General features: G+C 37.9%; 12 protein-coding genes. 5 read left to right on the top strand and 7 right to left on the bottom strand.

Annotated features, from left to right (window positions below):
• Positions 1-364: 364 nt before the first annotated feature.
• Positions 365-1,042 (top strand): metal-dependent transcriptional regulator, encoded by a 678-nt coding sequence (locus tag CLW00_RS00115; RefSeq protein WP_106131627.1) that lies wholly within the window; start codon positions 365-367, stop codon positions 1,040-1,042.
• A gap of 246 nt (positions 1,043-1,288) precedes the next feature.
• Here CLW00_RS00115 and CLW00_RS00110 read toward each other — a convergent pair whose 3' ends face one another.
• From CLW00_RS00110 to CLW00_RS00080, 7 genes are all read right to left on the bottom strand, one after another.
• A complete protein-coding gene (locus CLW00_RS00110; protein WP_106131626.1) occupies positions 1,289-2,662 on the bottom strand; it encodes an AGE family epimerase/isomerase in 1,374 nt (457 codons plus the stop codon).
• Between the two features lie 64 nt (positions 2,663-2,726).
• The gene (locus CLW00_RS00105) at positions 2,727-4,358 is read right to left on the bottom strand and encodes a GMC family oxidoreductase (RefSeq protein ID WP_106131625.1); all 1,632 of its coding nucleotides are present in this window, start codon (positions 4,356-4,358) and stop codon (positions 2,727-2,729) included.
• Between the two features lie 115 nt (positions 4,359-4,473).
• The gene (locus tag CLW00_RS00100) at positions 4,474-6,147 is read right to left on the bottom strand and encodes an AMP-binding protein (protein WP_106131624.1); all 1,674 of its coding nucleotides are present in this window, start codon (positions 6,145-6,147) and stop codon (positions 4,474-4,476) included.
• Positions 6,148-6,285: 138 nt separating this feature from the next.
• A complete protein-coding gene (locus CLW00_RS00095) occupies positions 6,286-7,446 on the bottom strand; it encodes an acyl-CoA dehydrogenase family protein (RefSeq protein ID WP_106131623.1) in 1,161 nt (386 codons plus the stop codon).
• 167 nt (positions 7,447-7,613) lie between these two features.
• On the bottom strand, positions 7,614-9,155 hold the full coding sequence (locus CLW00_RS00090; protein ID WP_211300128.1) for a M20/M25/M40 family metallo-hydrolase: 1,542 nt from the start codon (positions 9,153-9,155) through the stop codon (positions 7,614-7,616).
• Positions 9,156-9,384: 229 nt separating this feature from the next.
• On the bottom strand, positions 9,385-9,975 hold the full coding sequence (locus CLW00_RS00085) for a DUF3244 domain-containing protein (protein ID WP_106131622.1): 591 nt from the start codon (positions 9,973-9,975) through the stop codon (positions 9,385-9,387).
• A 378-nt stretch (positions 9,976-10,353) separates the two neighbouring features.
• The gene (locus CLW00_RS00080; RefSeq protein ID WP_106131621.1) at positions 10,354-10,875 is read right to left on the bottom strand and encodes an acyl-CoA thioesterase; all 522 of its coding nucleotides are present in this window, start codon (positions 10,873-10,875) and stop codon (positions 10,354-10,356) included.
• 495 nt (positions 10,876-11,370) lie between these two features.
• On the opposite strand from CLW00_RS00080, the gene pxpA reads away from it, so the two are divergent.
• The 4 genes from pxpA to CLW00_RS00060 are packed head-to-tail and all read left to right on the top strand — an operon-like array spanning position 11,371 to position 14,340.
• Complete coding sequence (gene pxpA, locus CLW00_RS00075; protein WP_106131620.1) at positions 11,371-12,087, top strand: 5-oxoprolinase subunit PxpA; 717 nt, start codon at positions 11,371-11,373, stop codon at positions 12,085-12,087.
• Positions 12,088-12,798 carry a 5-oxoprolinase subunit PxpB gene (gene pxpB, locus CLW00_RS00070; protein WP_106131619.1) on the top strand — a complete coding sequence of 237 codons (711 nt, stop codon included), beginning with the start codon at positions 12,088-12,090 and terminating at the stop codon, positions 12,796-12,798.
• Positions 12,791-13,660 carry a 5-oxoprolinase subunit C family protein gene (locus CLW00_RS00065; protein WP_106131618.1) on the top strand — a complete coding sequence of 290 codons (870 nt, stop codon included), beginning with the start codon at positions 12,791-12,793 and terminating at the stop codon, positions 13,658-13,660. The genes pxpB and CLW00_RS00065 overlap by 8 nt, the downstream gene beginning before the upstream one ends.
• On the top strand, positions 13,657-14,340 hold the full coding sequence (locus CLW00_RS00060; RefSeq protein WP_106131617.1) for a CPBP family glutamic-type intramembrane protease: 684 nt from the start codon (positions 13,657-13,659) through the stop codon (positions 14,338-14,340). Before CLW00_RS00065 ends, CLW00_RS00060 begins: the two co-directional genes overlap by 4 nt.

Here is a 14,340-nt window from a genome sequence, read left to right as displayed (position 1 = left end):
TAAGATACTTAAAGATTTAAAATATGAAAATCTTAAAAACTGTAATCATAAGCAAATCTTGACTTCATTTTTATCCACGCCCTTTATCCACACAGCGGAAAAAAGTTATCCACCTACAAGCCCTTTTGGAAACCAGTTTTAAGCTAATGGAAACTCCATAATTTTCAACCTAAATCCACCTTAATACAAATTTAATAATCATATTATATTGTATTTCAGTGTTTTATGATTCTTTTTAGCTTAGACTATATTATTTTTTAGACATGCCTAATATCTAAAACACATTAAAAATAGAGTTATCCACAGCTGTTTTAGTCTCTTGTAAATTATTTTTTAGAATAGACTAAATTATTATATTTGCTCCATGACAGATAATTCCTTACCCATACTCACCTACTCTGAAGAGAATTACTTAAAGGCTATTTTTCATCTTTCGGAGGAAGGAAAAAAGAGTGTCTCCACCAATGACATTTCAGGAGAAATGAAAAATCGCCCTGCCTCTGTATCTGACATGCTTAGAAAACTCGGAGAAAAAAAAGTAATTGAGTACAGGAAATACTATGGTGTCCACATCACCGAGGATGGTAAAAAATTGGCCTTACAGACCATTCGAAAGCATAGGCTTTGGGAAGTTTTTTTGGTAGAAAAGCTAAACTTCTCTTGGGATGAGGTTCACGAAGTAGCCGATGAGTTGGAACACATCAAATCCAGGATACTGATTCAAAGACTGGATGAATACTTGGGTTTTCCAAAGTTTGATCCTCACGGAGATCCGATCCCCGATGAGTATGGCGATGTCCGCTCTAGACCACGTCTGCCCCTTTCAGAAATTGAAGTCAATGGTACTGGACAAATTGTCGCTGTAAAGGATAGCAGTGCCTCCTTCCTGCGCTATCTCGATAAGGTAGGAGCCTATATAGGTGCAAGAATAAAAGTCTTGGACAAGGTTGAATTTGACGGTTCCATTGAAATCCTTGTGGATAATAAAAAGACAATCTTCATGTCAAAAGATGTCGTCAATAATATTCTTATCATGCAGTAAACACTTTTGGAGAATATGCAGGAATACTTTTAAGCAATTCTTTCAATCAGTAGAATAGCCTTTTTTCTTACGAAAATAGATCCCTGCCGAGGCAAGGGTATGGATACTTTATAGATACCTCACTACTGGAAGATTATCATCTAAAAGTTGGTTAAGCTGTTTATTTTATTGGCTTGAAGGGGATAATCATGATGTAAAAATTGAGTTGTGAAACAATCTTCTCGGAAAGGATAACATCATTGTTTTTCATTCTTTACCATTAGCCAAGTCTCTGAGCATGTCTATACTATGCTTGAATGATCGGAGTTGGTGGTAGTTTCCCTTCCAGATATGACCTTTGTCTGATGTTTTGTGATGAGCTTGCTTGTCCAAGCCTCCTGCATACCAACCCCCATGAACATGGTCGATCAGGTTTTCCTGAATGTAACTCCATTGTTTTTGAAATTTACCATAATAATCCATTGGATCATCAGGAAAATAGGTAGCCATCAATAACAAGGCATTCATCCCCTCAGCTTGAGCCCACCAGTTTTTGCTGTCTTTGATTATTCGGGGCTCATCTTCATTTTCAAAATAATACCCCTCGTCATAAAACCCGCCTTTTTCATCATCCCACCCAAAACTTAAACCATGGTCAATCATTTTTTTGGCTTGACTAACCGTTTTTTGATCATCACCCCAGCCCAATACATGAGCAGCTTCTATCAATAAAAAGCCTGTTTCCACATCATGCCCAAACGAAACATGATCCAATTGTCTGTGCTGCAAAATTGTTTCTTCATCTTCTCTCTGGAAAGTAACCGGTGTCCAATCAGGTTCAAAAAATAGGATAAGATATCCTTTAGGATGTGTAATCGTATCCCTTACCAATACCAACATTTCTTCAAGTCTTTTTTCAAGTAAAGGATCTTTCCATATTTGATAAAGGGCAGTGAAAGCTTCTAATAAATGAATTGATGAATTTTGGTCTTTGTATCCAAGGTCTGATGTACTCGGTGTGTCAACAACCCTAATAATAGGCTGTCCACTTTGATCTAAATGCTGAAAATATCCCCCAAACTCGGGATCATAGCTTTTATCTTCCAGCCACTGAAAAGCCTCTATTGCCAAATCGAGTACAGATGAATCTCCACTCACTTCAAAATATGTTGCTAAAGCATATATCGCAAAACTGTTTCCATATGCTGTTTTCATCTTCTCCCTTTCCAGCAAAGGTTGGCCTGACCTACTGACCATCTGATAAAACCCGCCTTTTGATTTATCCCACATATGGTTTTTGAGGAAATCAAAACCCAACCTAGCGCCAATTGAATAGTGTTCAAGATCTGGATATAGTTGCATGGCAACGGCATTGGACCACAAATGCCTTGCCTGAGTGACTATAAATTTATCTTGTTGACCCTCTTTCAAGTTAAATTGATAATCAAAATTGCTAAAGTAGCCTCCTGAATCAAGGTCAAAAGCTTTTGGATACCAAGCACTGAGAAGATTTGTCTCCAATGAGTTTTCCAAAGCCCGAGCTGTCAATTTATATTCATATGTTTCTTGTTCATAAACATCTTGTTTTCCACACATGCTAAACAAAAACATAACAGCAAGGAACTTCGGTAAATATTTCATAAGATTAAATATGGGTCAATATTTAATTTGAACTGTTTTCAATTTATAGTTAAATTATGTTCAATTAGATTGTTAAACTATGTTCAGGTTTTTCGCTTTGACTTAAAATCAAATCTGAGGCCTTCTCACCTATCATGATACAAGCAGCATTTGTATTTCCTGAGATAATATTGGGCATGATGGATGCATCAGCAACGCGTAGATTTTTGATGCCTTTTACCCTTAAACTTGAGTCAACAACAGCAGTTTTATCATTTCCCATTTTGCAAGTGCCTACTGGGTGGTAAAGGGTCTCCAATGTTTTGTGAATGTGTTCTTCTAATGACTGCGGGTCAAATAATCTTGGAAGTAAAGAATCGCTCTTTTGAAATTGCTTCAATGGATGTTTATCCATTACTTCTTTGGCTTTTAGGAGTCCTTGTATGAGTAAATCTTTATCTTCTTTTTCAGCAAGTAAATTAGGTTGTATCAACGGTGGAGAATTAGGATCGCTATTTTTGAGACCTATATAACCCCTACTTTTGGGATGAAGCAAAATCGCCATGATACTGAATCCACTCGTTTTAGGAAATGTTTTGATGTCATAAATATCAGTGCTATAATCTTCTTTAATGGCTGAGGTAACAAAATGAAATTGTATATCTGGTACTCCATCAATTCTGTTCAAATCCAAAAATGCATTTGCTGTTAGTGGTCCATTGGTTAAGGGTCCCTTTTTAAACAGAAGGTATTTCATCAGGGCTGAACCCATAGGTAAAAGTTTTAAACCATGATTTTCTGTATGGATACGAGACCAAGTGCTGACCCCTGACCAAATGTGATCTTGCAGATTTTGACCTACACCTGGCAAATCCTTCTTCAACTCTATTCCAAATTCTCTGAGATACTTGCTGTCACCAATGCCTGAAAGCATTAGAAGTTGAGGTGATTGCATCGCTCCTGCAGAAACTATGACTTCTTTGCTGGCCAAATAGCTTGTCTTATTTGATCTTAAATCTAAGGTTTCAATACCAGTAGCTATATCATTGTTAATCATTATTTTACTGACCTTTAATTTAGTTTTTACAGTAAGGTTTTTTCTATGTAAAGCAGGCTTCAAAAATGCTGTGGCAGTACTTTGTCTTTGCTGGCGGTGAATGGTGTATTGAAGTAATGAAGCTCCCAATTGCTGTTTGCCATTATACTCAGGATTAGATGGAATTCCAGCCGCTTCGCAAGCTTCAATAAATCTTTCACCTAACAAATGAGGTTCATCGGCCAACTTCACATGAAGCGGTCCATCTTTACCATAAAACTCACCATCGAAGTCATGATTATTTTCAGATTTTTTGAAATAAGGCAAGAGGTCCTTATATGCCCAACCCTCATTTCCCAATGCAGCCCATTGGTCATAATCTGCAGGGTTTCCCCTTACATAGGCCATGGCATTGGTGCTTGAAGAACCTCCGAGTGTTTTTCCTCTGGGAATAAAAATTTTTCTGTTTCCTACATTTTCTTGAGGCTCAGTCCAAAATGCCCAATCCACCTCTGACCTATGAAGTTTTCCATATGCACCTGGGATCTTTATTTCATTTTTAGAATCCGGTCCTCCCGCTTCAACCAAGAGTACCGAGTTATTGGGATTTTCAGAAAGCCTATTGGCTAGTACACATCCTGCGGAGCCTGCTCCGATAATGATGAAATCATAAGTGTTCAAGTTGAATTGGGTTTAAAGTTTCAAAAAAATTAACTTAAAATTCGATAAATAAAAAATGGATGCCAATAATATTGACATCCATTTGGTTAATAATTTGGATAAATAAGCATTTCACCTATTTTTTCTCATGCATTTCTTTGATCTTACGCCTTAGAATTTTACCAACGTTTGATTTAGGAAGTTCATCTGTAAAGTATACTTCCCTAGGTACTTTGTAATTTGTCAGTTCTTCTCTACAATGCGCTATGATTTCATCTTCGGTCACGGAGTCATCTTTAGGAACTACATAGGCGACAACTTTTTCAGTTGATTTGTCATCAGGCATTCCAATTACTCCTGTTTCCAAAACTTTTGGATGTGATGCTATGGCGTTTTCAACTTCATTTGGATAGACATTGAATCCAGAAACCAAAATCATTTCCTTTTTCCTATCCACTATTTTCACAAATCCATCCTCATCTATGACTGCTATATCTCCCGTTTTGAACCAATCTCCGTTCATAACTTTTTCTGTTTCTTCGGGTCGCATCCAATAACCTTTCATGACTTGTGGCCCTTTTATGCACAATTCTCCCTTTTCTCCAACAGGAAGTAAATTGCCATCGTCATCAATTACTTTGACGTCTGTATTTGGCAAAGGAACTCCAATCGTTCCTATTCTTTCTGTTCCGTCGATAGGATTACACACAGCAACGGGGGAAGTTTCAGTCAAGCCATAACCTTCGGCCAAAGGAACTCCTGTGATTTTTTCCCACTTTTCTGCAGTTGCTTTTTGCACTGCCATACCACCGCCTACTGCTACTTTTAATGATTTGAAATCCAATTCACTAAACCCGTCTGCATTCATCAATCCATTAAACAAAGTGTTCACTGCCGTTATCACCGTAAATTTATGTTTTCCAAGTTCCTTAATAAAACCTGGCATATCTCTAGGGTTGGTAATCAGGACGTTTTTCGCTCCTATTTTAAACATTGCCAGACAGTTTACAGTCAATGCAAAAATATGGTACAATGGCAAGGCTGTGATCACTACTTCTTCATTGTCCTTCAACTTTGGTTTCATCCAAGCAGATATCTGTTGCATATTGGCTACAATATTGCCATGCGTCAGTTCTGCACCCTTGGAAACACCTGTTGTTCCACCTGTATATTGTAAAAATGCTGAATCCTCTAAGTTAAGCCATTCTCTGTTGAAGCCAACTTTACCACCCTTGGACATGGCCTTTTTCCAGCTATGTGCTCCTGAAAGATTATAGGAAGGAACCATCTTTTTCACATACTTTACTACCAGGTTGACAATCGTGCCTTTCAAGCCTCCAAGCATATCTCCCAAACCTGTAGTGATAATATGTTTGGCTTGAATGTCTTTCTGTATTTTCTCAAGGTTGTAAGCAAAGTTTTCCACAATCACAATTGCTTTGGCCCCCGAGTCATCAAATTGATGCTTCATTTCTTTAGCTGTGTAAAGCGGATTCACATTCACCACGACCATACCTGCCCTCAAGATACCAAAAAGTGCAACAGGATATTGGAGACAATTGGGCATTTGAATGGCTACCTTGTCTCCCTTGTTTAGTTTCAATTCATTTTGCAGAAATGAAGCAAAATTTTGTGAGTATGTGTCGAGTTCGTTAAAAGTAATGCCCTTGCCCATGCACTCGTAGGCGATAGCATCTCCAAATTTACTTACGCTTTCTTCAAAAAGATTGACAACCGAACTATAAGATGTCACATCAACTTCAGCATCAACTCCTTTAGGGTAATGCTTCAACCATGGAAAATTTTGCATATGATATATATATTTTGGGTTTAGACTAAATATTCTTTTTTACCACTAATAAATATAAAGCAATAATGTTTGTTTCAAAAAAGAAAGGCACTTTCTCGTTTAGAAAAAGTGCCTTTTTGTAAAAATTGAAAAGAGATTCTAGTCTATAAGTAATTTTCTAGCTATTAATTCTTTCATGATTTCATTGGTTCCTGCGTAGATACGCTGAACCCGCGCATCAGCAAAAGCTCTGGCTACTGGGTATTCCCACATATAGCCATATCCACCATGAAGCTGCACACATTCGTCAGAAACCTCACATTGAAGCTCGGTCAATAGATATTTTGCTGAAGAAGCCATGGCCGGATCCACCTTTTTATCATTGTGCAGCAGTACCAATTGATCGGCATATATCCTGCCTTGCTCCAACTTCGCTCCCATTTCTGCCAATTTGAACCTCGTATTCTGGAAATCTGAAATGCTTTTGCCGAATGCTTTTCTTTGTTTGACGTAATCTATAGTAGATAAAAAAGCAGACTCGCCCAAAGCTAAGGCTGCAAGGCCAACTATCAGCCTTTCCTGTGCCAATTCGGTCATCAAGTATTTAAACCCTTCTCCTACTTTACCAAGTAGATTTTCTTTTGGCACTTTTACATCTTCAAAAAACAGTTCACAAGTATCCTGAGCATGTAATCCAACTTTTTCAAATGGAACACCTTTGGAAAAACCTTCCATATCTTTATCTAAAATAAAAAGACTTATGCCTTTTGCTCCTTTGCTTGGATCGGTTTTAGCAGCTACTACTACTACGTCCGATAAAAAGCCATTGGTAATGAATGTCTTGGATCCATTGATCAGGTAATGATCTCCCTTATCTTCAGCCGTAGACCTTATAGCCTGAAGGTCGGATCCTGCTCCTGGTTCTGTCATGGCCACAGCAGAAATCAAATCTCCTGAAACCATTCCCGGAACATATTTCTTTTTGGCTTCTTCTGTGCCATAATGCAGGATATAAGGGAACACAATATCGCTGTGCAATGGATATCCAATAGCCGGACCTGAACAACCTGAAAGTCCCAACTCCTCAATAAAAATCGCATTGTATCGGAAATCACTGATATTCATCCCACCATATTCTTCCGGGGCTTGGAGGCACAAAAATCCGTTCTCACCTAATTTTTTCCATGATTCACGGGAAACCATTTTATTCTTTTCCCATTCGGCATTAAACGGTATAATCTCCTGTGCTATAAAATCTCTGATAGATTGTCGGAACATTTCATGCTCCTCATTGAAAATTGTCCTGACTACGGAATACATCTTTATTTGGGTTTATATTATTCAGAATTAAACTTAAGTCAATCTTATATTTTTATAAATTTTGACCTGAAATATACAAAATATACTCGCCTATTCCAATATTTCTTTTGTAACGAAAAAAAAGAGGCCTATGTTCTAGACCTCTTTTTTCAATAGATGTTAGGAGCTCAATTCCAAGGTTTTCTCGGTAATTTTTCATCCCTTTCGGCCGTATTGTATACCATCGCTGCGATAATTACTGCGGCTTGTGTCATGTCAGAAAGCTGCATTCTTTCATAGACATCCATATTGGTATGGTAGCCTCTACCATAATCAATCGGATCTTGGATAAATTGAAAACCAGGAACTCCTACAGCATCGAATGCCACGTGATCAGTAGAACCGGTATTTCTTGTTGTTATAGTTTTTGCTCCCATTCCATGGAAAGGCTCAAACCATTTTTCAAAAACAGGTACCAGCATGTCGTTACCCTCTAAATAGATTCCCCTGATTTTTCCAGAACCGTTATCTAAGTTGTAGTAAGCGGAGATTTTATCCCACTCTGCTTTTTTCTCTTTGCTGCTTCTGTCTGCAACATATTTTTGTACATATCCTCTCGATCCAAATAAGCCTTGCTCTTCTTCACCCCAAAGTGCAATTCTGATCGTACGCTTTGGTTGGTAGTCCAAGGTCTTCAATATTCTGATGGCTTCCATCATTACGGCAACTCCCGCAGAATTATCATTTCCGCCAGTCCCTGCATGCCAACTATCTAAGTGTGCACCAAGAAGCACCAATTCAGGCTTAAGGTTTTTATCCGTACCAGGTATTTCAGCAAGGACATTATATCCTTTATAATCGTCATCCAGCCATTCTACCTCTATTTCAGCTTCAATTTTGACTGATTTGCCATTTTTCAATAAGCGGTAAATTCTCCCGTGATGTTCAGAAGAAATTTCCATTTCCGGCACGGTAGGAAGTTTGTCTGTACTGAATGATCCAGCTCTCGTATGAAAAACAGTACCAAAATTACCTCTAGTACCGGTCAGTTTCAAGCCTACTTCTTCTTCCAACAAAAACTGGGTCAGCTTCTGATCCAAAGCACGTTGCGCCCTAAGTTGAGCAAGCATCTCAGGAGTGTATCGGCCTCCGCCACCACCTATGCTGATAGTTTTTCTCTCTTCCAATTGCTCTTCTGTCCACCTTCTTGCTTCAGGTTCGAAAGCTGGGCCGTGGTTAAAGTTGGCTGGAGTAATGACTACTTTTCCTTTCAACTGCCCTTTATACTTATCAAAATCATCCTCAGAGGTTATTTCAAGCAACATGACTTCTGAATCAATCAGACCATTTGTACCGTCAGTCCAGGCTTTTGGATAACCAATTACTTGGGCATAGTAAGGATCTTTCATAGCGATATAGGATTTTTTGACATCCCAGCCACGACCAAAATCACCGTAAGAGTCAATTCTAACGTTCGAAAGGCCCCACTCTTTAAATTTCTCAGCGGTCCATTCTCTGGCCTTCCTCAAATTGGAAGAGCCTGAAAGTCTTGGGCCAAGATAGTCCGTCAAATTGTGAGAAAGGTCTTGGATTTGGGAATTTCCTATTCCTTCATTTTTAATCTTATGGATCATCTGAAGGTTTACCTCTTCCTGGGCAATCGCCATTGTGGAGAAGGCAAACAATGCAGTGAGAATCAAATAAAAACTGATGTTGCGCTGTTTATTCATATTTTCTTGAAACGAGTTAATATTGTTTTATCCCTCAAAAATGTAAAAAAAATCATGTATTATATGTCCATTTATATAATTCTAGTAGTTGTGACGTAAAATCTTCTCAAATCCATTGCTGAATATTTTTCCAACTCATTATTTAATGAATTTGGATATTCGAAAAGAAAAAACCCCTTTGGAAAAATTCCTAAAGGGGTTTGATGCAGTGGTTAAATAAGTAATTGAATTAGTTAAAATAAAGGTTTTTTACCCTTCCTTTTTGGTCTTTTACAATGACACTTACATTTTCGGTTTTGATGTTTTCCAATCTATATACCTTCTTAAAAGCATTGGGTTCTTGGATGCTTTCTTTCAATAAGACTTTTCCTTTACTGTCTACGATTGTAACCTCGACTCCTGGTTCTTCCAGGCCAATAACCGTCAATTTAAATGCTGAGTTATCTAAATTTTTCCCATACGCCATCAAAGGATAAGCAATTGGTTCCTCTTTGGTTTCTACCGTGTAAATGGTATAATCCGCATTGTTTTCTTTGATATTGCTTTCAATCAATACATGATACTCACCAGATGGAAGCTTAGAAAGGTCATAAGGCACCTTGATATCAGTCTTGACTTTCACCCTTTGGCTGTGAAGTGTTTTACCATCTTCATCAAGAATTGCCAATTTGACTTTTCCCATACCCTCTTTTAGGTAGACGCTTATTTTATTGTCTTTTGTGGTGACAGAAGAAAGTGCGGATGCATTTTCATTTGAAGCGTGTGCTAGGCTGGCAAGTCCCATACTTGCGGCCAATGCTAATGTGATTAATGTTTTCATAATTGTGTTTGTTTTAAGTTGGTACTATCCTCTTTTCATCTTCTGTACCAGAAAAATCTGAACTCTCTTTCGATTCAAAATCTCTCACCTTAGATTTTAATATTATGTTAAAAAACTATTATTCAATTATTTACAAAATTTAAATTGAAGTCAAAAAACTGTATCAATCTTGAAACACCCACACAAAATTCCGTTCTAAAATCGGACAAAATCAGGACTTTTTTTGCAAAAAATATTCCTCTAAAGGTTGCATGTAAGCTTCAGATTTTCGAAAAATTAATTTAGGAAATTTTTGTTCCAAAATTCTCTTATGGAAATGCCAAAAAAAACCTGTACAGTTTCGTACAGGTTTTGTTCTCTATTGAGCATCAAAAGCGATCACTTCTTCTCTTTTACAAGTTTACCCTTCAAATCTTTCACTCTTTGGCCAATAGTCAAAGACGAAATATCAAGATCTTCAGATGTCGCTTTCAGAAAATCCAAGATGGCGCCTTGGTGCTCGGTAGATTTCCCTTCCTTAATGGTCACATATCGCATGGTAGTCCAAAGTACCGTTTTCAATTCTTCTCCACTGTCATCAGTCATATAATATTCCAAGACAACAGTATTATGATTGTACCACAATACTCTGCTTTTGATCCTGATCCACTCTCCAACCCTGGCTGGTCTGACATATGAAATATTATGGTTGTAGACTACCCAAGCCGCTTTGTACTTTTGGATCATGTCATACATTTCGACTCCGTAGAGTTTGGGAACCTGATCTTCCCTTGCATTGAAAAAGTAATCAAAGTATTTGGCATTGTTGAGGTGCTGTAGTGGATCACAGTCTTGGAAACGGATTACCATGCGGCTCTCTGTTTCTTTTGGATAATGTTTTTCTGGATTGTATTCAAACATATTGAAAAAGAATGTTAAAATGTAAATTTAGTCAATATACGTATATGATATTCTACCGCAAACCAAAATAAGTTAGCCTTTTTAATCCGCCCTTACTCGTGGATACATGGCTCTTCGGGAGGCGAGTTGGATCCACCATGTCCAAGTTATTTATTGATATTGGTTATAAATCACAGGTTAATTCGTGTTTATAGATTCTAATGGTATGAAAGCGGATTTACATATATATGCATTTACGGAATGATATTAGTGATCAAATATTGACCGCTCTGAATACGTATTTGATACTTATTGATATTGGATATTTATGGATATCGACCTAAAACAACCATTAATTCTGTATTTTAAGGTTAATGGTAAATAAGCGTAAATACATTTACATACATTACAAGAGTCATCTGGATAGTAATGTAGTTTTTTGTTGAATAAAAGCACTGAAACTTATAGCTTAGATAAAACTATAAAAGGATTTTTCCATAATTTAAGCGAGTGGAAATGTTGAAGAGACTCGATATCAATTGTGATTTAGGTGAAGGGTTGACCAATGACGAGGTTCTCATGCCCTATCTTGACAGTTGCAATATTGCCTGTGGCGGCCATGCCGGAGATGAAAACTCTATTCTTAAGGCCATTCAGTCTGCAAAACAGCACCAAGTCAAAATCGGTGCACACCCCTCTTTTCCCGATAGGGCAAATTTCGGCAGAAAGGTAATAGACATCTCTGAAGATGAATTAAAAAATTCGCTGAAAGCACAATTGGATCTGTTTTTTGAAATAGCCGCCAAACAAGGCCTTAAAGTGAATCATATCAAGCCACATGGTGCATTGTATAACCTCGCAGCAAAAAACAAAACCATAGCTTCTTTGATTCTTGGGCTTATCAAAGATTCTTTTCAAGGAACAACATTATATTGTCCACCACAATCGGAAATGGAAATGCTGGCGAAAAAATACGAGGTGACTGTGTTCCGTGAAGTATTTGCAGACAGAAGTTATCAAGATGACGGTAGCCTGACTTCCAGAGATTTACCAAATGCTGTACTTGTATCGTCAGATGCTGTAATTTTACATTTGAAATGGATTATTGAGAAAAGCCGTATCAAGACAGTTTCCGGCAAAACTATTCCTGTGCTGGCGGATACTGTATGTATTCATGGTGACAACCCAGCAGCGCTATCTATCCTGCAAGCTATTCACAAAACTTTTGCTTAAATGGACATACGTTTTAATCTCATCAACAGCAAACTCCTGGAAATATCTTGGCCCAAAGATATTTCTCCCCTGATATTGGAAGAAATGATGGCAGTGAAAGGCTATCTTGAAAAAGAATATGCCGATGGAATCAAAGAAATAAGGATGGGATATCACTGTCTTTCCCTCAAGCTACAGTTGGATATCAATGAAAAAGAAGTGTCGGAACTGCTAGAAGAGATTGAATCCAAAGGTCTGAAAATTGATACTCCATCATCCAAATTATGGACCATACCTGTTTGTTATGGTGGTGAATTTGGCATTGACCTTTTAAAACTTTCAAAATTTCACGGGTTAGAACCTGAAGAGATCATACAACTACATTCTGACCCAGAGTACCTATTATATTTTTATGGATTCTTACCAGGGTTTATGTATTTGGGAGGTCTGAATGAAAGACTGACCACTCCAAGAAAATCAAGTCCAGACAGAAGTGTCCCGGCTGGAAGTGTCGCAATTGGTGGGAAACAGACAGGCATTTATCCATGTGAAAGTCCTGGTGGATGGCATGTAGTCGGAGTATGTCCTATTCCACTTTTTGACATCCATCAAGATCCTCCTGTAATGGCAAAAGTCAATGATAGGGTCAAATTTAGGAGCATCGAAAAAGAGGAGTATCTAGAGTTGAAAGAAAAAAGTAAGACAGGAAAATACCAATGGCAACATGATTAAGCTTCCGTCCTATATTCATTTTGTACAACCTGGACTTATGTCAAGTGTTCAGGATTTAGGTCGATTCGGATTGGCCCAATACGGTATTCCCTATTCGGGTGCTATGGACAGGTATGCTGTGGCACAGGTAAATTTCATCTTGAGAAATCCCAAGGATGCAGCAGTGCTGGAAATTTCAGGAACGGGGCCCGAAATGGTTTTTGAAAGTGAAACAAGGATTGTTTTTGCAGGGGCAGAACCTGAAGTATTGCTGAATGGTAAACCAATTAATTATGGACAAGTCATTGATATAAAGCCAGAAGATCATGTTTTGGTCAAAAGGATCAAAAAAGGTCAATGGGCATATATGGGAATTCAGGGAGGATTTGAATCTGAATTGGTGGCGGGAAGCAGGAGTTGGTATCCAGGAATTACCCCAAGAACCAGGGTGAGAAAAGGAGATACATTGTGCTACCTTTCCGAAGCTGAACGGTACTACCCACCTGTGGAAACAAAAGCCAAGATCAGATCTGACTGGTTTCGACTATCAAAAATAAATGTTTACCCAGGACCTGAATGGCACCTACTACCCCATTTGCTCCACAACAGGATCCTGAATAAAGCCTTTAAAGTGTCAGATATGATCGATAGAATGGCCTATCAATTAGAAGAAAATATTTCTCATGAACTGGAACCAATCCTTACTTCTCCAGTATATCCAGGAACTGTACAGCTTACCCCTTCAGGAAAATTGATCATCCTGATGAGGGATGCTCAGGTGACGGGAGGCTACCCGAGAATTTTACAGGTAGAAAATGCTTCATTGAATGTCCTAACCCAAAAAACCCCGAAAGAAAAAATCACTTTTACGTTAAAAAAATGATTCAACTTTTAAAAAACGAGTTAAAATACCTCTCTACATTACATCAAGTCAACTTTCTAAGTAAATCAAAAACAAAATGGTACCAAAGCTTCATTCTGGTCATCTTCGTTTATGGTATAATTGATGTTATTTTTTCTTTTTCTTCATGGGAACTGGTAAGTTTTGCTTTCCCTATAATTGAAGAAGCAGATTACGATTTTAAGTCAATGGGCTTAAGGGCTGCCTTAATCGGTGCTGTTATTTGGGCCCCTTTATACGAAGAGTCTGCCTTCAGGCTGGTATTGAAATTCTCAAGAAGCAGGTGGAATTTCTCTATATTATTATTGGTACTGCTCCTTGCTCCAATTTCAGTCTATCTTATGTTTATTGGACTGGCAATCTGGGTCGCTTTAGGGATACTACTCATGAACAGGTATTTCTACAGCAAGTTTTTATTCGGACTCCTGAAGTATAAAAAACTTATCTTTTGGGTAATAGTATTTCTGTTTGGATTTATCCATTTGACAAATTTTGATCTCGAACTACTCCCTATATACTTTTACCCTTTGGCTGTTTTACCCCAACTGATCGGAGGTGTTTTCTTAGGTGTGGTACGGATTAGGTTTGGTTTTTGGTATGGTGTTTTGTTACATGCTTTCACCAATTCAATTGCAATAATTGCAACTTTTTATTTGGGTTAA

It is taken from the genome of Mongoliibacter ruber, from assembly GCF_003003005.1.
GTDB classification, from domain to species: Bacteria; Bacteroidota; Bacteroidia; order Cytophagales; family Cyclobacteriaceae; genus Mongoliibacter; species Mongoliibacter ruber.
Note: the sequence above shows the minus strand (reverse complement) of the source record. Positions and strands in the feature narration are given on the sequence as shown.

Coding starts and splice junctions, on each gene's coding strand:
- CLW00_RS00115 (WP_106131627.1), top strand. CDS start 365: ATGACAGATAATTCCTTACCCATACTCACCTACTCTGAAGAGAATTAC.
- CLW00_RS00110 (WP_106131626.1), bottom strand. CDS start 2,662: ATGAAATATTTACCGAAGTTCCTTGCTGTTATGTTTTTGTTTAGCATG.
- CLW00_RS00100 (WP_106131624.1), bottom strand. CDS start 6,147: ATGCAAAATTTTCCATGGTTGAAGCATTACCCTAAAGGAGTTGATGCT.
- CLW00_RS00095 (WP_106131623.1), bottom strand. CDS start 7,446: ATGTATTCCGTAGTCAGGACAATTTTCAATGAGGAGCATGAAATGTTC.
- CLW00_RS00090 (WP_211300128.1), bottom strand. CDS start 9,155: ATGAATAAACAGCGCAACATCAGTTTTTATTTGATTCTCACTGCATTG.
- CLW00_RS00085 (WP_106131622.1), bottom strand. CDS start 9,975: ATGAAAACATTAATCACATTAGCATTGGCCGCAAGTATGGGACTTGCC.
- CLW00_RS00080 (WP_106131621.1), bottom strand. CDS start 10,875: ATGTTTGAATACAATCCAGAAAAACATTATCCAAAAGAAACAGAGAGC.
- pxpA (WP_106131620.1), top strand. CDS start 11,371: ATGTTGAAGAGACTCGATATCAATTGTGATTTAGGTGAAGGGTTGACC.
- pxpB (WP_106131619.1), top strand. CDS start 12,088: ATGGACATACGTTTTAATCTCATCAACAGCAAACTCCTGGAAATATCT.
- CLW00_RS00065 (WP_106131618.1), top strand. CDS start 12,791: ATGATTAAGCTTCCGTCCTATATTCATTTTGTACAACCTGGACTTATG.
- CLW00_RS00060 (WP_106131617.1), top strand. CDS start 13,657: ATGATTCAACTTTTAAAAAACGAGTTAAAATACCTCTCTACATTACAT.